This window comes from Myxococcus sp. CA056, from assembly GCF_013336715.1.
GTDB lineage: Bacteria > Myxococcota > Myxococcia > Myxococcales > Myxococcaceae > Myxococcus > Myxococcus llanfairpwllgwyngyllgogerychwyrndrobwllllantysiliogogogochensis.
In genome coordinates this window covers 419,788-438,963 of sequence record NZ_JABUMT010000001.1, presented here as the reverse complement: position 1 = coordinate 438,963, position 19,176 = coordinate 419,788, and the positions used below count along the sequence as shown (strand labels likewise).

At 71.3% G+C, this 19,176-nt stretch carries 14 protein-coding genes; 6 read left to right on the top strand and 8 right to left on the bottom strand.

Annotated elements, in window-relative coordinates:
• Nucleotides 1-175 precede the first annotated feature (175 nt).
• Nucleotides 176-1,915: a HAMP domain-containing sensor histidine kinase gene (locus HUA76_RS01760; RefSeq protein ID WP_174459810.1), complete on the top strand. Its 1,740-nt coding sequence runs from the start codon at nucleotides 176-178 to the stop codon at nucleotides 1,913-1,915.
• 42 nt (nucleotides 1,916-1,957) lie between these two features.
• Nucleotides 1,958-2,740 (top strand): SDR family oxidoreductase, encoded by a 783-nt coding sequence (locus tag HUA76_RS01755; protein ID WP_174459809.1) that lies wholly within the window; start codon nucleotides 1,958-1,960, stop codon nucleotides 2,738-2,740.
• A 71-nt stretch (nucleotides 2,741-2,811) separates the two neighbouring features.
• Here the strand turns inward: HUA76_RS01755 and HUA76_RS01750 are convergent, their stop codons facing one another.
• Entirely contained in the window at nucleotides 2,812-3,423 is a 612-nt protein-coding gene (locus tag HUA76_RS01750; protein ID WP_174454450.1) for an outer membrane beta-barrel protein, read from the bottom strand.
• Between the two features lie 234 nt (nucleotides 3,424-3,657).
• Here HUA76_RS01750 and HUA76_RS01745 point away from each other — a divergent pair, with 234 nt between their 5' ends.
• On the top strand, nucleotides 3,658-4,443 hold the full coding sequence (locus HUA76_RS01745) for a 2-keto-4-pentenoate hydratase (RefSeq protein ID WP_174459808.1): 786 nt from the start codon (nucleotides 3,658-3,660) through the stop codon (nucleotides 4,441-4,443).
• 1 nt (nucleotide 4,444) lies between these two features.
• Here HUA76_RS01745 and HUA76_RS01740 read toward each other — a convergent pair whose 3' ends face one another.
• The 3 genes from HUA76_RS01740 to HUA76_RS01730 all read right to left on the bottom strand — a co-directional run bounded on the left by HUA76_RS01740 (nucleotide 4,445) and on the right by HUA76_RS01730 (nucleotide 8,972).
• On the bottom strand, nucleotides 4,445-5,896 hold the full coding sequence (locus HUA76_RS01740) for a hypothetical protein (RefSeq protein ID WP_174459807.1): 1,452 nt from the start codon (nucleotides 5,894-5,896) through the stop codon (nucleotides 4,445-4,447).
• A 185-nt stretch (nucleotides 5,897-6,081) separates the two neighbouring features.
• Nucleotides 6,082-7,362: a hypothetical protein gene (locus HUA76_RS01735; protein ID WP_174459806.1), complete on the bottom strand. Its 1,281-nt coding sequence runs from the start codon at nucleotides 7,360-7,362 to the stop codon at nucleotides 6,082-6,084.
• Between the two features lie 131 nt (nucleotides 7,363-7,493).
• A complete protein-coding gene (locus HUA76_RS01730) occupies nucleotides 7,494-8,972 on the bottom strand; it encodes an FAD/NAD(P)-binding protein (protein WP_174459805.1) in 1,479 nt (492 codons plus the stop codon).
• A 124-nt stretch (nucleotides 8,973-9,096) separates the two neighbouring features.
• On the opposite strand from HUA76_RS01730, the gene HUA76_RS01725 reads away from it, so the two are divergent.
• Complete coding sequence (locus HUA76_RS01725) at nucleotides 9,097-9,672, top strand: cysteine dioxygenase family protein (protein ID WP_174459804.1); 576 nt, start codon at nucleotides 9,097-9,099, stop codon at nucleotides 9,670-9,672.
• Here the strand turns inward: HUA76_RS01725 and HUA76_RS01720 are convergent.
• The 4 genes from HUA76_RS01720 to HUA76_RS01705 all read right to left on the bottom strand — a co-directional run bounded on the left by HUA76_RS01720 (nucleotide 9,611) and on the right by HUA76_RS01705 (nucleotide 14,833).
• Nucleotides 9,611-10,609, bottom strand: coding sequence for a sensor histidine kinase (locus HUA76_RS01720; RefSeq protein ID WP_174454839.1), 999 nt, complete (start codon nucleotides 10,607-10,609; stop codon nucleotides 9,611-9,613). The two genes, HUA76_RS01725 and HUA76_RS01720, sit on opposite strands and share 62 nt — an antisense overlap.
• A gap of 202 nt (nucleotides 10,610-10,811) precedes the next feature.
• Nucleotides 10,812-12,053, bottom strand: a complete 1,242-nt coding sequence (locus HUA76_RS01715; protein WP_174459803.1) for a serine/threonine-protein kinase — start codon at nucleotides 12,051-12,053, stop codon at nucleotides 10,812-10,814.
• Nucleotides 12,054-12,188: 135 nt separating this feature from the next.
• On the bottom strand, nucleotides 12,189-13,175 hold the full coding sequence (locus HUA76_RS01710; protein ID WP_174454457.1) for a hypothetical protein: 987 nt from the start codon (nucleotides 13,173-13,175) through the stop codon (nucleotides 12,189-12,191).
• A gap of 248 nt (nucleotides 13,176-13,423) precedes the next feature.
• The gene (locus tag HUA76_RS01705) at nucleotides 13,424-14,833 is read right to left on the bottom strand and encodes a serine/threonine-protein kinase (RefSeq protein WP_141647411.1); all 1,410 of its coding nucleotides are present in this window, start codon (nucleotides 14,831-14,833) and stop codon (nucleotides 13,424-13,426) included.
• Between the two features lie 282 nt (nucleotides 14,834-15,115).
• Here HUA76_RS01705 and HUA76_RS01700 point away from each other — a divergent pair, with 282 nt between their 5' ends.
• Together HUA76_RS01700 and HUA76_RS01695 are read left to right on the top strand one after the other, a co-directional pair.
• The gene (locus HUA76_RS01700) at nucleotides 15,116-17,377 is read left to right on the top strand and encodes a PAS domain S-box protein (RefSeq protein WP_141647412.1); all 2,262 of its coding nucleotides are present in this window, start codon (nucleotides 15,116-15,118) and stop codon (nucleotides 17,375-17,377) included.
• Nucleotides 17,374-19,173 carry an OPT family oligopeptide transporter gene (locus HUA76_RS01695; protein WP_174459802.1) on the top strand — a complete coding sequence of 600 codons (1,800 nt, stop codon included), beginning with the start codon at nucleotides 17,374-17,376 and terminating at the stop codon, nucleotides 19,171-19,173. The genes HUA76_RS01700 and HUA76_RS01695 overlap by 4 nt, the downstream gene beginning before the upstream one ends.
• Nucleotides 19,174-19,176: the final 3 nt, after the last annotated feature.

The following is a 19,176-nucleotide window of genomic DNA, read 5'->3' as shown; positions in this document are numbered from 1 at the left end:
TACGCAACCGACGGAGCCGTCACCAGCATCACGGCAGGCGCACCCCACCATGTCGTCCGCTCGCGTCAAACGCCTGACGGCCCAGGCTGTCCGGAGGGCAGGGGAGCAGTGAAGGCCCACGGGTGGCCGGAGGGGGTGAGGGGCCGGACGGGGTTGAACCCAAGGGGAGTCGAACATGCCGATGGAACCTGTCGCGCCCATGTCGCTGGAAGAGGCTCGCGCGGCGGAGGATGCGGACTCGAGGCAGCTCCTGTCGGCCGCGACCGTCGAAGAGGCGCTCGCCGTGCTCGTGGAGATCGCCCGCCGTCTGACGCGCGCCCACCAGGCGACCGTGGTGATGACGCCCACCGTCGGGAAGACGCGGGGGGCGAGCGTCACGTCGCTCTCACGGGCCTACGAGGTCTGGGGTGGCTACGCGGTGCCCTCCAGCGACGAGCCGGGTCGCACGGCGAGGGAGCGTCGCAGCGCGCGCGCGGAGCCCCGCGGCCGAATATCCGCCTCGCTGCCCTCGGACGCCGGCGTGCTCTACCTCTTCGACCGGGAGGTGGGCGACTTCAGTCGCGAGGACGAGTTGGCCCTGCATCGACTCGCCCGGCTGGCGGGACTGGCGCTGGAGTCCGCGCGCCTGTTGCGTGAGGAGCAGCAGGCACGCTCGGAAGCGGAGGCCGCCGAGCAGCGCGCGGCCTTCCTCGCCGACGCCAGTCGCCTCCTGGCGTCATCCTCGCTGGACCCGAAGGCCACGCTCGACACGCTGGCCCGGCTCTGCGTGCCCATCCTCGCGGACTGGTGCTTCGTCGACATCGTGGACGAGTCGGGCACCGTGCAGCGCACGTCGGTGGCGCACGCCGAACCCGGCCTGGACGCGCTCGCCCGGCGCGTGCGGGACTTTCCTCCCGGGCCCGAGGGCAGCGCGCACCCCACCACCCGCGTGGCCCGTCAGGCCGAGTCCCTGCTCGTGGACAACATCGACGACGCGTGGCTGCGCGCCGTCTCCGTGAGCGAGGCCCACTTCGAGACGATGCGCGAGGTGGGCTTCCACGAAATCCTCGCCGTGCCGCTGCTCGCGCGAGGCCGCTCACTGGGCGCGCTCACCTTCCTCGCGGTGCGCCCCTCGCGCCACTACAACCCGACGGATTTGGAGACGGCGCAGGACCTGGCCCGCCGCGCCGCGCTCCTCGTGGACAACGCCCGGCTGTACCGCGAGGCGCGCCGCTCCGTGCGCCTGCGCGACGAGTTCCTCGCCGTGGCCAGTCACGAGCTGAAGACACCCCTCACCCCGCTCCAACTGCGCCTGCAGTGGCTGCGGCGGCAGACGCGCAAGGACCGGCCCTTCCTCCCCACGCCGCTGGTCGTCTCGCAGCTCGACGTCGTGCAGCGCCAGGTAGACAAGCTGTCGGGGCTCGTCCACGGACTGCTCGACGTGTCGCGCCTGTCCAGCGGTAGGCTGACGCTGCATCGCGAGGACGTGAATCTGGAGGCCGTGGCGCGCGAGGTGAAGGACCGGCTGGCGGTCCCCGCGAGTCAGGCCGGAAGCCCCGTGTCGCTGTCCCTCCAGGGCGACCTGCGCGGGCACTGGGACCGTGTCCGCCTGGAGCAGGTGCTCACGAACCTGCTCGCCAACGCGCTGAAGTACGGCGCGGGCCAGCCCGTGCACATCGCGCTCCGGGGAGAGGCGGACCGGGTGCTCTTGCGCGTGGAGGACTCGGGCATCGGCATCGCGCGGGAGTACCAGTCGCACATCTTCGAGCGCTTTGGCCGCGCCGTCAGCGAGCGCCACTACGGGGGACTGGGCCTGGGGCTCTACATCACCCGGCAGATTGTCGAGGCCCACGGCGGCGAAATCGGCGTGCGCAGCGAGCCGGACATGGGCAGCCGCTTCGAGGTCAGCCTCCCCCGGCACGAGAGCACCGCGTGAGTCCTCCCGCGCTCGGCTATAAAGGCGCTGGGAGGAAAAAACATGTCACGCAAGGTGGCCCTCATCACCGGAGCCTCGGCTGGCCTCGGAGTGGATTTCGCGCGGCGCTTCGCCCGGGACGGGCACGACGTCATCCTCGTCGCGCGCGGAGCGGCGCGGCTGGAAGCGCTCGCCGCGACGCTGGAGAAGGAGCACGGGGTGAAGGCCCACGTGCTGCCCACGGACCTGTCCCAGCCGGACGCGCCCGAGCAGCTCTTCGCGCAGGTGGCCGAGCGCGGGCTGGAGGTGGAGTTCCTCGTCAACAACGCGGGCTTCGGCTCCTCGGGCCCCTTCCTGGACCAGGACGTGAAACGCGAGGCGGAGATGGTGCAGGTGAATTGCACCGCGCTCCTGACGCTCACGCACCTGTTCGCCCGACCCATGCGTGAGCGCGGCCACGGGCGCATCCTCAACGTGGCCTCCACCGCCGCCTTCCAGGCCGGGCCCTACATGTCCACGTACTACGCGACGAAGGCGTTCGTCGTGTCGCTGTCGGAGGCGCTGGCGTACGAGCTGAAGGGCACCGGCGTGACGGTGACGTGCTCCTGCCCCGGCGCGACACACACGGAGTTCGCGCAGAAGGCGGGCAATGACAAGAGCCGCCTGTTCCAGCGCTCCGGCGTGGCGAAGCCCGAGGACGTGGTGGAGCACGCCTACAAGGCGATGCTGCGCGGGCGGGTGCTGGCCATCCACGGCGCGCTCAACGGGCTGGCCGCCTTCATGGTGCGCTTCAGCCCGCGCTCCGCCGCGCGCGCCATCGCCGCGGGGCTCAACCAACAGGCCTGAGCACACTCACGCCGATGGAGGGGCCGTGACACTTCCGCGAAGCGGCGGCGTCACGGCCACCCGTCCCACGGTCAGTTGAAGGTGGCGGTGAAGAGCAGCGAGAAGTGGGTGACGTTCCAGTCGTCCCCATCATCGTTGTCGCTGCGGATGCGGCCCAGCGCCACCTCGCCGCCGATGCCCACCGCCCAGTTGTTGCTCACCCACCACTCCTTGCCCAGGCCAAAATGCAGGCCGACGCCGGAGTCCGTCTCCGCCTCGCGCTCGCCGTCCTGGGTGATGCTCAGCTGGTTGGCCACCACCGCGCCGGAGATGTAGAGGTTGACGGGCATGAAGTAGTACGTGGCGCCCACGCCGAGCGCGGCGTAGTTGCTGCTCACGTCGCCGTCGTCGTCACCCTCGATGGTGGTGTCGCCAAACTGGATGTCCGGGTTCGGCGTGGAGGTGCCGAAGAGCTTCCCGTAGATGATGAAGTTCTCGATGAGCGCGTAGCCCAGCTCCAGGTTGATGGTGGCGCCGGCGCCCTTGAGCGCCAGGTCAATCTCCTGCGCCTCGGAGTGGGTGTAGGCGATGCCGAGCTGACCGCGCAGGTAGAAGCCGTCGTGGGTGTGCCGCCCTGGGGTTTCGTCCGCGAACGCCGCCGAGGTCGGAAGAAGCACTGCCGCGAAGAGCCAGAAGAGTCGCATGATGGGAGTCCTTGCTTCGGAGGCCCGCCCCGGCCGGGGGGCTGGAACCGGGGTTATGCAGCACGTCGGCCCGGTGAATCCAGTCCCCGGAAGCCCCGTGCTTCCGGTGCGCGCGGCTAATACCCCGACGCGGGACAACCTGCGCATCAGCCGCCTCGCCTGGGACCCCTGGCCGTGCTCTGCTGCGCCGCCCGGCGCGTCTGTCCGCGCTGAACCGACCTGGAGAGGGATGCAATGACGCAGACCGTGGACCCCTCGGAGCTGGCCCGACGCCTCGACGCCGCGCGGCGAGAGCGGCGCGAGGTACCGCCCCTCACGAACGAGCTGCCGAAGCTCACGCTGCCGGAGGCGTACGCCGTCCAGGAGGCGGGCCTCCAACTGCGCCTCGCCGACGGTGAGCGCGTCGTCGGCCTGAAGATGGGCCTGACGTCCGAGGCCAAGCGCCGGCAGATGAACCTGGACTCGCCCGTGTACGGCGTCCTCACGGACCGGATGCGCGTGGCGGCGGACGGAGTCATCGCCCTGGGCCAGGGCATCCACCCGAAAATCGAGCCGGAGATTGCCTTCCGCACCGCGCGCGAGCTGCGCGGGACGGTGACGCGCGAGGAGGCGCTGGACGCGTGCGAGTCGGTGTTCGCCGCGATGGAAATCCTCGACTCGCGCTACCGCGACTTCAAGTACTTCTCCCTGCCGGACGTGGTGGCGGACAACTCGTCCTCCTCGCTGTTCGTCCTCGGGGAAGAGGAGCACCCGCCGCGCTCGCTGGATTTGACGCGGCTGGAGATGAAGATGTCGGTGAACGACGCGCTGGCGCAGTCGGCCCGCTCGGACGCCATCTCCGGGGACCCGGTGCTGTCGGTGGTGCAGTTGTGCGAGCTGCTCGCGCTGCGCGGCCAGGTGCTCCCCGCCGGCAGCATCGTCCTGGCGGGCGCCGCCACGGCCGCGCACATGCTCCAGCCCGGAGACCGGGTGCGGCTCATCGTGGAGGGCCTGGGCTCCGTGGCGGTGTCGGCCGCGTAGCTCAGTGCATCCAGGACGACACGCCCGCGCTCGAGTGGCGCGGGCTCGTGTCGGCCTCCTCCCAGCGCACCGGGTAGCGGTCCCCGTGCTGGCGCAGGAACGCGTCCAGGCGCTTCAAGTCCAGCCGCTCCGGCATCGGGTAGCGCGCGGCCATCGCCTGCTTCACCGCGGGGTGGTAGCGGACGACGGCGGCGAAGTCGCGCGGATACTCCTGCTCGTCCACGCCCAGGAACTCACCCCGGTCCAAACCCCGGGAGAGCAGCTCCCGCCAGCGTTGCAGCGGCGCAAGGCCAATGGACTCCACGCCTCGGGAGCAGAGCATGAGGTACAGCGCTTCCCACGGCTCGGACGCGTCCAGGTAGTGCTCCAGCGCGCGCGCCGAGGGCCGCGTGTTGAGCACCATCCAGAACGGCACCGCGCCGCCGCGCAGCGCCCACCAGGGCTCCATCAGAATCGACGACTCCACCAGCAACCGCCCCAGCGGCATGTGTCTGTCGCGGTACCAGTGCCGGTACAGGTCCGCCACCAGCGGGCTGAGCGCCTCCGGCTCCGGATAGACGATGCGCCGCAGTCGCCAGCGTCGCTTGCGCGCCAGCCGCTGGAGGTCCTCGCTCAGCGCGGGCTCGTAACCCCACTCCGCTTCCGGGCTGTCGCTGTCCGGAGGCGGCGTGGGCCAGCGCGGACGCGGCGATCCCTGGCGCCGCAGGTACTCCTCCACGCGCGGGCCGCCCAGGTAGTACTCGTCAGGGCTCGCGCCGCCGAGCGCCCCGTGCTGGAAGACGTGCCGCTCGCCCTGTCGCAGCGTCGGCCAGCGCAGCTCGCACTCGGACACGAAGAGGGTGGCGCCGGGCTCCAGCACGTCCTCCAGGAAGCGGACGTAGGCGATGCCCAGGCGTCGTCGCTTCACCCGGAAGTGCGTCAGCCCTCGCAAGAGGAGCCGGTCGTGGTTGGCGTCGTGCGTGTGGTGCAACTGGAGGTCTGGATGGGACTCCAGCAAATGGCGCGCGGGCTCTCTCGCGAAGTCCAGGTGCTGGAGCGGCTCGTCCACGGGCACGCGCCCGTCGTGACGCACGGCGAGCAGTTGCGTCTGGGGCAGCCACGGAATGCCCAGCGCCGCGCACAGGTGGACCAGGGCGCCGTTGGAGGAGCCCACCACGGCGGCCGGATAGCGTTGGCGCGGATAGCGGGCCACCACCCAGCGCGACAGGGCCTCCGCATCGAAGTGCGTCAGCGCGCGCGGCGTGAGGGCCTCGGCCAGTCCACTGCGGACATAGGCGGCCTCGCGCCTCGGCACCGGGAGGCGGTTGACGACGGGGAGCAGCGCCTCGAACAGCGGGCTCGTGTGGCGGTGCGTGCCCAGGGCGGGGAAGTCGCGGCCGTGCAGGAAGCCCGCGAGCGCGCGCAGCATGGCGGCCGACGAGTCGAAGTCCGCGACGAAGCGGCGCGCCATCATGGCGGCCCCGCTTCACACCCGGAGCGCTTCGGCGGATCCCAGCCGGGACTCCTCGCGTGCGGCAGGTCCATTCCCCCTCCAGGGCGATGACGCGTCCATCAGGAAGGTAGGCCCTGAAGGGCACCCGAGCAGGCCGCCGACACCGGCCTGCCCGCCCGAGGGCCCAGGAGGCGTCCTGGCGTCGCTCAGGGCTTGGGCTGGCGCGCGGTGAGCGGCGGGTCCGCGGTCACTCGCAGGCCGTGGGCCGCATGGGCGCGCGAGCACGGCTGGAGCCGGGCCTCCGTGGGGCCCAGCGTCTCGAGCACGAAGGAGGAGTCCTTGTGCCGGGGCGGCGACTCCGGCCAGTGGCCCCGCTCGGCGCGCGCCAGGTCGACCTCCGCCAGGGTGATGAGCGCGTCGTGCTGGAGCTTGCGCAGGTCCAGCCGCTCGGCGTACTCGCCGTAGGTGGCGACGTGGGGCCCGTGGATGGAGCCCAGTTGCTCTTCCTCCTCGCTGGCTTCCATGAGGGCGAAGGCCCGCCGGCGCGCCGGAGTGGGCAGGTCCGCCGCGGTCGTCAGCGCGTCGAAGCCCTCCACCAGCGTCCACCACGCGCGTCGCGCCGCAAGGGGGCCGTCGTCGGAGGCCTCCGCGTCCCGCAGCTCCGGCGGCACGCAGTCCTGACTGCCCGAAGGCAGCGCGGCCAGGGCCTCGTCGGACAGCAGCCCCCGGAAGTGGACCAGCTGCACCAGCGCCGACTCGTGCCGCAGCGTCATGGAGAAGGGCGCGAAGCCCTCGGCCAGCTTCACCAGCTGCGAAATCGCCAGCCGCTTGCGCTCCGTCGGCGCCGCGTCCAGCGCGTCCGCGCACGGCCGGTAGAGCACGCCGTGGCCCGTGGCGGAGAGCAACTGCCCCTCCATCCCCCCGCCCAGCTCCAGCTCCCGGCTCAGCGCCAGCGCGTCCAGGCACGTGTCCAGCGCCGCCAGGGGCCGCCCCTCGGCGAGCTTCAGCCGCGTGTCCAGCGCGGCCAGGTTCACCACGTACATCAACGCGAACCTGCCGTTCGCGCGCGCCTGGGTGAAGGGCGCGAGCACCCCCAGGCTCCGCGGCAGCCCGCCGACCTCCGCGTGGGTCGCCGCCAGCACCTGCTCCAACAGGGGCCGCGCCCGCTCCAGCGTCTCGGCGCACGCCGAGGACAGCGCCGACGTCGGCAGCTTCCCGTCCGCCACGTCCCGGCAGGACTGCCCCAGCGTGGAGTCCGGACCCGTGCCCGACTTCTGTCGCTCCTGGTACAGGTGCAACACGTCATCCAGCAGCGGCTCCAGGTGGCGGGCGAAGGTGCCCGGCCTCGGCGGATGCGCGTGCGAGGGCCGCGCATACCGCGCCTGCGTCAGCTCGTTCACCTCGCGCACCAGCCGCGCTTCCAGCGGCCCCGTGCGCAACTTCACGTACGCCAGGCCCCCCGCGCAGGCGAGGAGGACGGCGAACACGCCTCCAGCGACTGTGACGAGAGAGCGGTGAGAAGTCATGAGGGGGAGTAACGCGGGCCGAAGCCTCGCACGAAACCCCGGCTCCAGGGATTTCCACCCATCCTTGGATAGGCTTCACTGCCAGTCCGGGCTCAGCCGGCGCTGCGGCGGGGGGCGACGAAGCCGTGGCCCAGGCGTTTGAGGAGGTGTTCGGCCAGGGCACGGGCCTGGGTGCGAATCTCCGGCACGGCCGTGGTCTCCCACAGCTCTCCGCGCCGCAGGGGGCCCAGGGTGAAGAGGCGGCCCCCGGCATGTCCGCGCGCGTCCAGCAGCGCCCCGTGGCGGTCGGTGTCCAGGCCCAGGCCGAGCGCATCCGGGCGCACCCGGCCCGCCTCCGCCAGGTGCTTGAGCAGCGGGTGGCCATGGCGGGTGACAGAGCCCTCCGGCCCCGTGCAGTTGACCACGTGGTGGACCTGGAGCTGCTCCTCCCGCCGCTCGCCCCGGCGCCGCACGCTCACCCGCACCGTGCCGGAGTCGTCCAGTTGGAAGCCGCGCACCCGGGCCGCGGACAGCGCGAGCCGGCCCTGGGCCCTGAGCCGCTCCACCCCGTCGCCGACATCCGGCGCCATCCGGTGGCGGTGCACGTCCCAATAGGCGCGCAGGTGCCGCAGGAAGCGCTTGCGCTCCCCGTCATCCAGCCGCTGCCACAGGGGCACCGTCACGGGCCGCAGCGCGTCCACCACCGCGCGCCAGCTCGCCCCGGCCTGGGTCGCCAGCCGCACCTCGTGGCGGAGGACGCGCAAGAGCGCGCGCACCCTCACGGGGATGGGATGGGAGGGCTCCGGAGCGCGCAGTCCCTCGTGGCGCAGCGCGCGCAGCACGTCGCGGATGCCGGGCGACGCATACGTCCCCGGGGCCGTCGCGCGCGGATGACGGTGCGGCAGGAGCCCGTGCCGCGACAGCGCGTGCAGCGGGCCCTGGTGCCCCATCTCCTCCAGCGACAGCACGGCGTCCACCATGGTGAGGCCCGTGCCGATGAGCAGCACCGCGTCGTGCTCGCCGATGCCCGCCAGCGCATCCGGTGCCCACGGCGAGCGGTGATAACGCGGGCTCGCATACAGTCCGCCGTCCGCCACGCGCAGGTCCGCGGGGCTCGCGTTGCCCAGCGCCAGCACCACCGTCCGCGCGACGAGCTCTCCGCCGCTCCGCGTCGACAGCGTCACCAGTCCGCCATGCTCCCGGGTGGACGTCACCTCGCCTGCCAGCGTCTCCAACTGGACGCCCGGCGGAGCGCGCGCGACGGTCTCCTTCAGCACGGCCTCCAGGTACTGGCCGTAGCGCAGGCGGGGGACGAAGTCGCCAGCCTCCGTGTCGGGAGTCTCCTGGCGCAGCCAGCGCAGGAAGTGCTCGGGCTCGTCCGCGAAGGCGCCCATCCGCGAGGCGGGGACGTTGAGCAGGTGACGCTGACTCCGGGTCGAGTAGGCAAGCCCCTGTCCCACCCGCCCGCCGCGCTCCACCAGGAGAATCCGGAACGGCGCGCGTGCTTGCCGCAAGAGGTGGATGGCCAACAACGTTCCGCTGGCCCCGCCCCCCACCACGGCCACGTCCCAAGGGCTGCTCTGAACTTGCACGCCGCAATCCTATGTCTGCTCCCGTCCAGCGGCATCCGTGGATGTGCGTGGACAATCGAATGCCAACCCCTGGTCGCGGTACGAGAGCGTGTCCACACTCCCACGCACATGCCGGGAGGAGCCATTGCGCGAGCGCCCCAATGAAGACTGGGACGGAGAAGTCCCGGACGCGAGAAGCCTGCTGGGCTGGCCCCTGCCTGAGCGACGCGGGTCCATTCCCTCGCTGTCGTGGCTGGTGGAGAGGCTTCGCGACAGCCGGCCGGACTGGAGGCTGCTGGAGTCGTTCGTCGAGTTCGACCCCGCGCGCTACGTGCGCAAGACGCTGGCGAAGACGCGGGCGTGCGAGCTGCTGCTGGTGTGCTGGGGCCCGGGCCAGGGCTCGCTCGTCCATGACCACGGAGGCTCGTCGGGTGTGTCCCTGCTGGTGCGAGGCGAGCTGCGGGAGACGCGCTACGCGTGGGCTGGAGACAGGCTGGTGCCCGACGTGTCCGTGCGCGCGGCGGAGGGAGACCTGCTGCTCGAGGAGTCGGACACCATCCACCGCGTCCTCAACACGTCGCGACACGGCGCCGTGTCACTGCACCTCTATGCGCCGCCGATGGAGGGCATGACGCCCTACGACGACCAGGTGGCGTCGCTCAAACCGCCGCGTCCAGCTGACGTGGGGGCTGGGCGAAGGCGCCGGCCACGGGCAGGGTGACGCGGAAGATGCTGCCCTGACCGGGCGCGCTCTCCACCGTCAGCGTGCCGCCCAGGGACGTGACGATGCCGTGGCACACCGCGAGGCCCAGGCCGGTGCCCACGCCCAGGGGCTTGGTGGTGAAGAACGGGTCGAAGATGCGCTCGCGGTGCTCGGGGGAGATGCCGCAGCCGGTGTCTCGCACCTCGACGGCGACGCGGCCGGGCATCGCCTCGCGCGCCACGACGCGCACCTCGTTCACCTCCACCTGACCGGGGACGATGGCCTGCGCCGCGTTGAGCAGCAGGTTGAGGAACACCTGCCCCAGCCGCGAGCCGTTGCCCTGCACGGGCGGCACGCCGTCACACTCGACGACGAGTCGCGCGCGGTGCCGCAGCTCATGCATGGCCATCTTCGCCGCCGTGCGCACCACCGCGCCCACGTCCGAGGGCCCGCTGCCCACGTCCTCCGAGCGCGACAGCGTCTGCAAATCACGCACGATGAGGCGGATGCGCTCGGCGCCGTCGCGCGTCTCCGCCAGCGCCTCCAGCACCTCCTGGCGCTCGCGCTCGGGGAGCTGCTCCTTCTGCTGGAGCTCCTGGTGGATGTACTCCAGGTTGCTGAGGATGAAGGCGAGGGGGTTGTTGATTTCGTGCCCGACACCCGCGGCGATGCGGCCCAGGGCGATGAGCCGGTCCGCGAAGAGCAGCTGAGCCTGGGTGGCGTGCAGCTGCTCCAGGCTGCGGGACAGCTTCGCGTTGGCGGCCTCCAGCTCCGCGGTCCGCTCCCGCACCGTCTCCTCCAACCGCCTGCCCGACTCGCCGGCCTCGCGGGTGAGGTCCGTCCCTGGACGCTCCGCTCCGTGTGGAAATCCCGCGCGAGTCTGGAAGGCGCGGCGCAGCGTGCCGCGCCGTTGCGCCACCGCTGACATCAACAGCACCCTGGCTCGTAGCGTCATCACGTCGCGGTCCCGGCGTCAGGTGTCCGTCCCGAGTGCTGCGCGCGGAGGCGGAGCGGACCTTCCCAGTCAACACCGCCGGGCCGTGTCGGGCAAGGAGCCGATGTCGGCCCGCGCGAGGGTGGGTGCCCGTCCAGATGGTTAGTCGACGCCCGCGCTCCCGGCGGACTCCGACAGCGTTGGCGAGTGGAAGGTCCGCGTGTCACCGCGCCGGTGTGGGTGCTTCTCGGAGGTGGGGATGGGAGGCCCCGCTCTGCTCCGGCGCTCGCGCGCGACTGCTCAACGTCACCGCGAGCACCGAAGGCAGCCAGCGCCGCGCCCACCACCCCACGCCGCCCACCAGGCAGACCCCCACGCCCAGTGCCAGCAGGGCGCGCGGTAACTCGATGGCGCGACGCGTCCGCGTCACCGGCCGCGCCCGGACCACGAGTCTTGGCGGCTCCGCTTCGGCCAGGGGCTCGACGGTCTGAATCGCGGGCAGCCTCCCGGAGTGGCTGGAGCGCCGTCCTCGCGACGGGGTCCGCGGGCTTGGGCCGTCGGGTGGGAGCTCGGCGGCGTCCGGGAACAGCGGCTGCTCCCACGCCGCGTCGGCGCTGGCGAGCGCGGTCTCCAGGGCCTCGCACCAGGTTCTCGCGGTGCCCCGGCGCCAGGGCTGCTTGGAGAGCAGCCGCAGACACAGCTCGCTGAGTTCCCACGGCACCCGGGGGTTGAGCACGTACGGTGTCACCGGAGGGTGGTGGATGACGGCCAGTTCTCCCTCGGGTGTCTCGACCTGCTCGAAGGGGTAGCGCGCGGTGAGCATCCAGTAGAGGACGACTCCGAGCGCATACAGGTCATCCGCGCTGGTGGCCGGGTACACGCCGTCGCGGCCCTCGCGGCGGAAGGCCAGGGCCTCCGGGCTGCGGTAGCGCGGGGTTCCGGGGGGCAGCACGCCGCGCGGCAGTCGGGGCGCTCCGGAGTAGTCCCCCACGCCGAAGTCCATCAACACCGGCGTGCCGTCCTCCTCGCGCACCACCACGTTGGCTTCCTTGATGTCGCGGTGGAGCACCTGCGCCGCGTGCGCGGCCTCCAGTCCTCGCGCCATCCCCAGCGCCAGCCGCGCCGCGCTCCGTGCCCCGGGGTTCTCCTCTTCCACCCACTGGGCCAGCGGGCGCCCGCGCACGTACTCCATCGCCAGATAGAGCCACTCGGGCGCCTCCGGCGGGAACAGGCCGCCGTCGCGGAAGCCCACCACGTTGGGGTGCGCCAGCCGCGTCAGGATGGCCACCTCGCGCCGGGCCCAGCCGCCCAGCTGCGCCAGCGACTGGAGCTTGAGCGCCACGGCCTGTCCGTCGCGAGTGGCCCGATACACCACGCCGCAGCCGCCCGCGCCCAGCAGTCCTTCCACCGTGTAACCGGCGATGTCCGTGCCCTCGGGCGCGTCCAGGACGTGAAGACCGTTCATGCCACCTCCCGTGTCCGGCCCGACCTCGGGAATGGGGAGAGATTAACACCACCCATTGGGATGTCCCCACCGGCGGGGGCCCGGGGGCCCGACACGCCGGCGCGGACTGTGTCGTGGAAGACCAACGGTCCGCCCTCAGGGGCACGTGCCACAATCCGCGCGGCAGCTCAACGCGGTGGTGTCCGTGCCGCAGCGCTCGGTGAACTGACAGATGCCGTCGCCGCAGCGATAGATTTCCTGCGAGCGAATCCGCGCGGTGATGGGGCGGTACGACTTCCCGTTGTACGCGCAGCTCTCGTAGTAGGGCTGGGGCGTGGTGCCGACGACCGCGGGCTGGCACAGCGTGGCGCACATGCCCACGTGGGTGATGGGAGGGCACGCCTGCGTGGGGCCCGACGCCAGTCCACACGTGCGCGGGGTGCTCTTGTCCGCGGACAGGTAGGGCTGGTCATTGGCCGCGAAGACGCCGGTGCCGTCGAACAGGTTGCCGAAGAAGCACGCCTCCTGCTGGTTGTACGTGGCCAGCTCCTCCGCCGTGTAGGGGATGGGCGCGTTCGTTTCGGACGTGGTGAGGCCCAGCACGGAGATGGGCACGTGGAGGCCGTACTTGTTCGCGTGCGCCGCGAGGCAGGCGGAGACCACCTGCTGCTCCACCTCCGTCGCCGGCAGCCCCGAGGCCCAGCGCGGCGCCAGCCCCAGCGCTCCGAGCCACATGTGTGTGATTCCCGTCACCGGATTGGTGAACTGGCGCGCCACCCCCGCCTGCACCGCGCACGTCACCACGTAGGCCATCACCGAGTCCGCCGTCGCCGGATCCTGGTTGAACCAGGTCACGAAGCCATTCGTGGACAGGCCATTTGTCGACAGGCCATTCGTGGACAAGCCATTCGTGGACAGGCCATTTGTCGACAGGCCATTCGTGGACAGGCCATTTGTCGACAGGCCATTCGTGGACAGCTGGCCTTGTCGCAGGTGCCCGAGGTCATCTCCCACCGGTTCCACCCCCACGCCACAGGCCCCCGTTCCAAGCGCCAGACTCAGGAGCCCCGCGAGCCATCCCCGGGCGTGGAGTTGGAGAGCGGTGGTGTGACGACGCGACGGCGAAGCTGGTGTGCGGTGCATGCTTTTCCCCCGTGTGTGGCAGTCAGCGTTCGCTGACCACCTTGCCGCCCACCTGTTTCAGCACTCCCAAAGAATGCCGCTGTAACTGATGGGTTCGACAAGATTTGCCGGGGTTTCAGGCTTTTGCATGCCGCATGGGAAATAATTTTCCCATGGAAGCTGAATCACAACAGTCAGGCTGTAAGGTCCAGGACTCAGGCAGTCCTGGATGAAATGGAATCAACGGATGTCTGTGATTTCCGGGAGGCCTAGATTGGTTCCGGGAATTCCAGGGACAAGGCCGCCGCGGGGGTGAGGGCGAAGCCCTCGGGTCCGCGCAGTCGCCAGGCGCCCACGTCGGTGACGGGGCCTCCCACGACTTCGGACTCTCCGGTGTCGCCGCGCGTCTCGGCCTGGCCCAGGTGCAGGCACAGGTGGACGCGGGCATCCACGGGGTCGGCGAGCTTCTGCGCGGCCTGCTGGAGGATGCGCAGGGAGCGCTCGGCCTCGCGCAGGTACGCGGTGCGCTCCGGCGTGGGCGCCCCGTTCTCCAGGGGGCGCACGGCCAGCAGGGTGGTGCCGGACTGGAGCGCGAGCAGGAAGCCGCCGCCGCGCAGGCCCTGCTCGAGTCCGTCCAGCACATCCGCGAGCACGGCGTACATCGCGTCGTCGTCCTGGGCGGCGGAGGGCAGCATCACCTCCGCGTGGACGGCGAGCGCCAGCCGGGAGCGGTTCGCGGGCTGCACGGGCTCCTCCGCGGCGTCGGCGAGCGAGGCGAGGAAGGCGCCCACGCTGCTGAAGCGCCGGCTGGCGTCCTTCTCCAGACAGCGCAGCACCACCGCGTCCACGGCGGGGGACACCGGCGCGATGGCGCTGGGCCGGGGCGCGGGGGCCTCCAGGTGCAGCCGCTCCAGCTCCATCCGGTCCTCGCAGAGGAACGGGTAGCGGCCGGTGAGCAACTGGTGCAGCAGCACGCCCAGCGCGTAGATGTCCGTGTACGGGCCAATGGTGGAGCCGCGGAACTGCTCGGGCGCCATGGCGTGCGCGGTGCCCAGCCGCTGGCCGGCGATGGTGAGGCCCTCCTGCGAGGGCTCCGCGTGCATCAGCTTGGCGATGCCGAAGTCGAGCAGCTTCACCCGGGGCTTCTCGCCCTCCTCCACGACGAGGATGTTGCTGGCCTTCAAGTCGCGGTGGACGACGCCGGCGCGGTGCGCGGCCTCCAGCGCGCCGCACACGGGCTCCAGGTAGGCGCGCGCGCGGGACGCGGAGAGCCGGCCGCGCTCCTGCACCACCTGGCCCAGCGTCCGGCCCGCGAGCAGCTCCATGACGTAGTAGGGGCTGCCGTCCGGCATCAGCCCGAAGTCATAGACATCCACGATGTTGGGGTGGCGAATCTGGTTCACCACGCGGGCCTCGCGCACGAAGCGCTTGAGCATCTCGCCCTGATCCGCCAGGTGCGGATGCAGCACCTTCACCGCGGCGCGGCGGCCCAGAATCCGGTGCTCGGCTTCGTAGACGCTGCCGTGTCCACCGGAGGCGAGCAGGGCCTTGAGGATGTACTCGCCCGCAAGCGTGCCAGGGCCCCGTTCACCTCGGCCCGCATCGCCACGACCTCGCTCGGAGCCATGCAGATCCGCCCGTGCCTGGATGCGGAACGTGCTCTCGGAGTCGGCCGCCATGTGTGGTCAGCACCCTACCACCCACCCTGGAGCCCTGCTGCATGCCCCGGGCCCGAAGCGACCGCCGCGTCGCGCCAATCCCCGCCATGCGTTCACCACCCATCACCTCGGGTGGGGTGCGCGGGGGCAGATGTTGCCTTGCGAATGCTCGGACGCCCCAACACCCCGGGTGGTTGGACGCCGTGGCTGGGGACTGCTGGATTCTCGGGACGTGACATCACGCGTGCGAGTCGGGGCAGGTCGGGTGGACGGAAGCGGCGCGTGGTGCCGGGGGGCCTCTTGATGACGACATTGGATGACCTCACGACCTGCGCCGGCATGGCGCTGGCTCCGCCTTCCTCGACGGGTGCCTGCCTCATCCTCATCAGCACCACCACGCCCGCGGCCATCGGCAAGGCGTACCGGCTGGAGCCCGGCGAGCACATCATCGGCCGAGGCTCCGAAGCCACGGTGCGCATCGACGACCACGGCGTCTCGCGAAAGCATGCCCGCATCATCCGCGCGCTCGACGGGGGCTGCCACGTCACGGATTTGGAGTCGACCAACGGCACGCTGCTCAACGGCACTCCCATCGCCACGGCGGAGCTTCAAGAGGGAGACCGGCTCCAGATTGGCACCGTCACGGTGTTCCGCTTCTCCAAGCGGGAGCTCCTGGAGCAGCGTGAGGAGCAGCTGCGGCAGGCGTTGTCCGCCGCGCGCGTGGGCATCTGGGATTGGAACGCGCAGAGCGGCCGGGTGACGTGGAGCGAGCAGGTGGACCGGCTGTTGGGGCTGGCGGTGGGAAAGCTGTCCGGCCGCGCCATGGAGCTGGAGGAGGTGGTGCACCCCGGCGACCTGCCGCGCGTGCGGGAGGCCCTGTCCACCGCGCTGGAGAAGAAGACGCAGGTGGATGTGGAGTACCGCATCGAGCCGCAGGGCAGCGGGTGGCGGTGGATTTCCTGCAAGGGTGACGTGCTGTGCGACGCGTCGGGCATGCCGGCGCGGGTGACGGGCACGGTGATGGACATCACCGCGCGCAAGCAGGCCGAGCAGGAGCTGAACCGTCAGGCGCTCATCTTCGAGAGCATCTACGACGGCGTGGTGATTACCGATTTGGGCGGCGGCATCATCGACTGGAACGCCAGCGCGGAGCGGATGTTCGGCCGCAACAAGACGGAGGCGCTGGGACAGACGCTCTTCCGCGTGCTGCATCCGGAGGAGCCGGACCGGCTCACCGGCATGGTGCTCGCCGCGCTGGAGAAGCAGGGGCGGTGGACGGGGGAGCTGGAGTTCAAGCGCCACGACGGCACCACCTGCTGGTGCGAATCCGTCGTCGTGCCGCTGCGCGACAGCGAGGGGCGCACCATCGCCAACATCATGGTCCACCGCGACACGTCGGAGCGAAAGCAGCTCCAGGCGCACCTCGTCGTGGCGGACCGGCTGGCGTCGGTGGGCACGCTGGGCGCGGGCGTGGCGCACGAAATCAACAACCCGCTGGCCTACATGCTCGTCAACCTGCACCTGGTGCGCGAGGGGCTGGAGCGGATGGAGAGCCAGGTGCCCGCGGCGGCCATCGCCTCGCTCCAGCAGTTGGTGCGCGAGACGACCGAGGGCGCCGAGCGCATCGCCACCATCGTCCGCGACTTGAAGGTCTTCGCGCGCGGCGAGCAGGAAGTGCGGCTGATGCCGGTGGACGTGCGCCGCGCGGTGGAGCTGGCGTGCAAGATGGCGGACAACGTCATCCGCCACCGCGCGCGGCTGGTGACGGAGTTCGAGCCGGTGGCCCCGGTGGAGGCCAGCGAGTCGCGGCTGTGCCAGGTGTTCCTCAACCTGCTGCTGAACGCGGCGCAGGCGATTCCGGAGGACCGCTCGCCGGAGCACGAGCATGAAATCCGCGTCGTCATCCGCGCGGGAGACCGCGGCCGGGTGCTGGTGGAGGTGCGGGACACGGGCATGGGGATGTCGCCCGAGGTGATGGACCGCATCTTCGACCCGTTCTTCACCACGAAGCCCGTGGGCGTGGGCACGGGGTTGGGGCTGTCCATCTGCCACGGCATCATCGAGTCGATGGGCGGCTCCATCCATGCGGAGAGCGACCCGGGCAAGGGGAGCACCTTCCGCGTGGTGTTGCGCGCGGCGACGCGGGAGCTGGAGGTGTTGCCGAGGCTGACGGCGGTGGTGGCCGTCAATGCGCGGGCGCGCATCCTCGTCGTGGATGACGAGCCGAACGTGACGTTGGCGCTCCAGCGCTCGCTGGCGGCGGACCATGAGGTCGCCACGGCGAACAGCGCGCAGGCGGCGCTGAGGTTGCTCAACGAGGGCAGCCGCTTCGACCTCATCCTCTGCGATGTGATGATGCCGGGGATGACGGGCATGGACCTGTACCACGAGCTGGGGCGCAGCGTGCCGGAGCAGGCGGGCCGCATGGTGTTCATGACGGGCGGCGCCTTCACCCCGCGCACGGTGTCCTTCCTGCGCGACGTGCCCAACCTGAAAATCTCCAAGCCGTTGGACCTCACCCAGCTCCGGGAGTTGGTGGGTCGTTCAGCGGAGGCGGGCAGATGAGCAGCCCCCTGGAGCCCATCGTGTCCTCCACTCCTGTTGTTCCCGAGGTCGCCGGCGAGACGCGTCTGGCGGTGGTCTCCGATGAAGCACCGTCCCCTGTCCGCGAGCCGAGGGAGGGGACCGCGCGTGCGCTGGGGATGGGGCTCGTCGTCGGCGCGCTCCTGGCTGTCACCAACGTGTCCATGGGGTTGAAGTTGGGCTGGTGGGAGAGCGGCTCCGTCACGGCGGCGGTGCTGGGCTTCGGTGGCCTCGCGGCGGTGTCTCGCAGGCGCGGCTCGCCGTACACGCCGCTGGAGAACAACCTCACGCAGGTGACAGCGGTGTCGGTGGGCGCGATGCCGGCGGCCGCGGGGCTCCTGGGGCCTTTGCCCGCGCTGATGCTGCTGGGGTTGGACGTGCCCGGCGTGGGAGTAGCGGTGTGGAGCGTGGCGCTGGGGGTGCTCGGTGTGCTGGCGGCGCACCTGTTGCGGCGGCGGTTGATGGAGGAAGAGGCGCTGGCCTTTCCCACCGGCATCACCACGGCGGAGCTCATCACCGCGATGCATGCCTCTGCGCCCGAGGAGAATCGCGGGCGCGGGGTGTGGTTGGCGGTGGCGGCGGGGGTGTCCGCGGCAATCACGGCGGTGCGCGATGTGCTCCAGAAGCTGCCCGGTATGGTGGCGGCGCCGGGCTCGGTGGGCGGGGTGTCGACCGCGTCGCTGACGTGGGGTCTGGCGTGGAGCCCCATGCTGCTCGCGGTGGGGATGATGGCGGGGTTGCACCTGGGCTTGAGCATGCTGGCCGGGGCGCTGGTGGGGTGGGGCGTGCTCGCGCCGTGGCTCTTGAATACGGGCGCGGTGAAGGACGCGACCTATGACTCCCTGCTTGGCTGGCTCACGTGGCCGGGCGTGGGGTTGCTGGTGGGCTCGGCGGTGGTGTCGCTCGCGGCGCAGGCTCGGGACTTCTGGGGCGCGGCGAAGGATTTGGGCTCACTGAAGCGGAGTGGAACGCTCCCTCGGTGGGCGTGGCTGTGCGGCGGCGCGGCGGCGGTGGTGACGCTGGCGCTGGGCGTGGGCCTGTTTGGGATGAGCGTGCCGCAGGTGTTGCTGGCGCTGGTGGTGTTGCTGCCGCTGTGCGCGGTGTGCGCGCGTGGCGCGGGACAGGTGGATGTGTCGCCGGTGACGCAGGTGGGGCAGCTCTCGCAGGTGGCGGCCGGGGTGCTGCTGCCTGGGGCGGTGGCGCCGAACATCGCGGTGGGCGGTGTGGTGTCCGGGGCGGCGGCGCAGACGGGCGTGAGCATGTGGGCGCTCAAGGCGGGGCACCTGCTGGGGGCCTCGCCACGGAGGATGCTCGGGGCGCAGTTGGTGGGAGTGCTGGCGGGTTCGCTGGTGAGCGTTCCGGCGTATCTGCTGCTGACGCGAGCGTATGGATTGGGCTCGGAGGCGTTGCCCGCGCCGTTCTCACATCAGTTCCGCGCGGTGGCGGAGCTGGCGGTGAAGGGGCTCGCGGGCCTGCCGCCGAACGCGGCGCTGGCGGGAGGCGTGGCGGCGGGTGTCGGCGCGCTTTTGACGCTGTTGGCGCGCGGTCGGGCGGCGCGGTGGATGCCTTCACCGGTGGCGATGGGAATCGGCTTCATCCTGCCCGCCTACTTCGCGGTGACGCTGTGCCTGGGTGGAGCGATGGCGGCGGTGGCGCGGTGGCGTTGGCCGCACGCGACGGGGCGCAATGTGCCCGCGCTGGCGGCGGGAGCGATTGCCGCGGAGTCGCTCGTGGGCGTACTCATCGGCGCGCTCAAGTTGCTGGGCTTCATGGCGTAGCGG

What these genes read in the sequence shown, in the direction of transcription:
- HUA76_RS01710 (WP_174454457.1), bottom strand. Translation starts at nt 13,175, where the DNA reads ATGCACCGCACACCAGCTTCGCCGTCGCGTCGTCACACCACCGCTCTC.
- HUA76_RS01715 (WP_174459803.1), bottom strand. Translation starts at nt 12,053, where the DNA reads ATGAACGGTCTTCACGTCCTGGACGCGCCCGAGGGCACGGACATCGCC.
- HUA76_RS01740 (WP_174459807.1), bottom strand. Translation starts at nt 5,896, where the DNA reads ATGATGGCGCGCCGCTTCGTCGCGGACTTCGACTCGTCGGCCGCCATG.
- HUA76_RS01720 (WP_174454839.1), bottom strand. Translation starts at nt 10,609, where the DNA reads ATGACGCTACGAGCCAGGGTGCTGTTGATGTCAGCGGTGGCGCAACGG.
- HUA76_RS01755 (WP_174459809.1), top strand. Translation starts at nt 1,958, where the DNA reads ATGTCACGCAAGGTGGCCCTCATCACCGGAGCCTCGGCTGGCCTCGGA.
- HUA76_RS01700 (WP_141647412.1), top strand. Translation starts at nt 15,116, where the DNA reads ATGACGACATTGGATGACCTCACGACCTGCGCCGGCATGGCGCTGGCT.
- HUA76_RS01705 (WP_141647411.1), bottom strand. Translation starts at nt 14,833, where the DNA reads ATGGCGGCCGACTCCGAGAGCACGTTCCGCATCCAGGCACGGGCGGAT.
- HUA76_RS01745 (WP_174459808.1), top strand. Translation starts at nt 3,658, where the DNA reads ATGACGCAGACCGTGGACCCCTCGGAGCTGGCCCGACGCCTCGACGCC.
- HUA76_RS01760 (WP_174459810.1), top strand. Translation starts at nt 176, where the DNA reads ATGCCGATGGAACCTGTCGCGCCCATGTCGCTGGAAGAGGCTCGCGCG.
- HUA76_RS01695 (WP_174459802.1), top strand. Translation starts at nt 17,374, where the DNA reads ATGAGCAGCCCCCTGGAGCCCATCGTGTCCTCCACTCCTGTTGTTCCC.
- HUA76_RS01750 (WP_174454450.1), bottom strand. Translation starts at nt 3,423, where the DNA reads ATGCGACTCTTCTGGCTCTTCGCGGCAGTGCTTCTTCCGACCTCGGCG.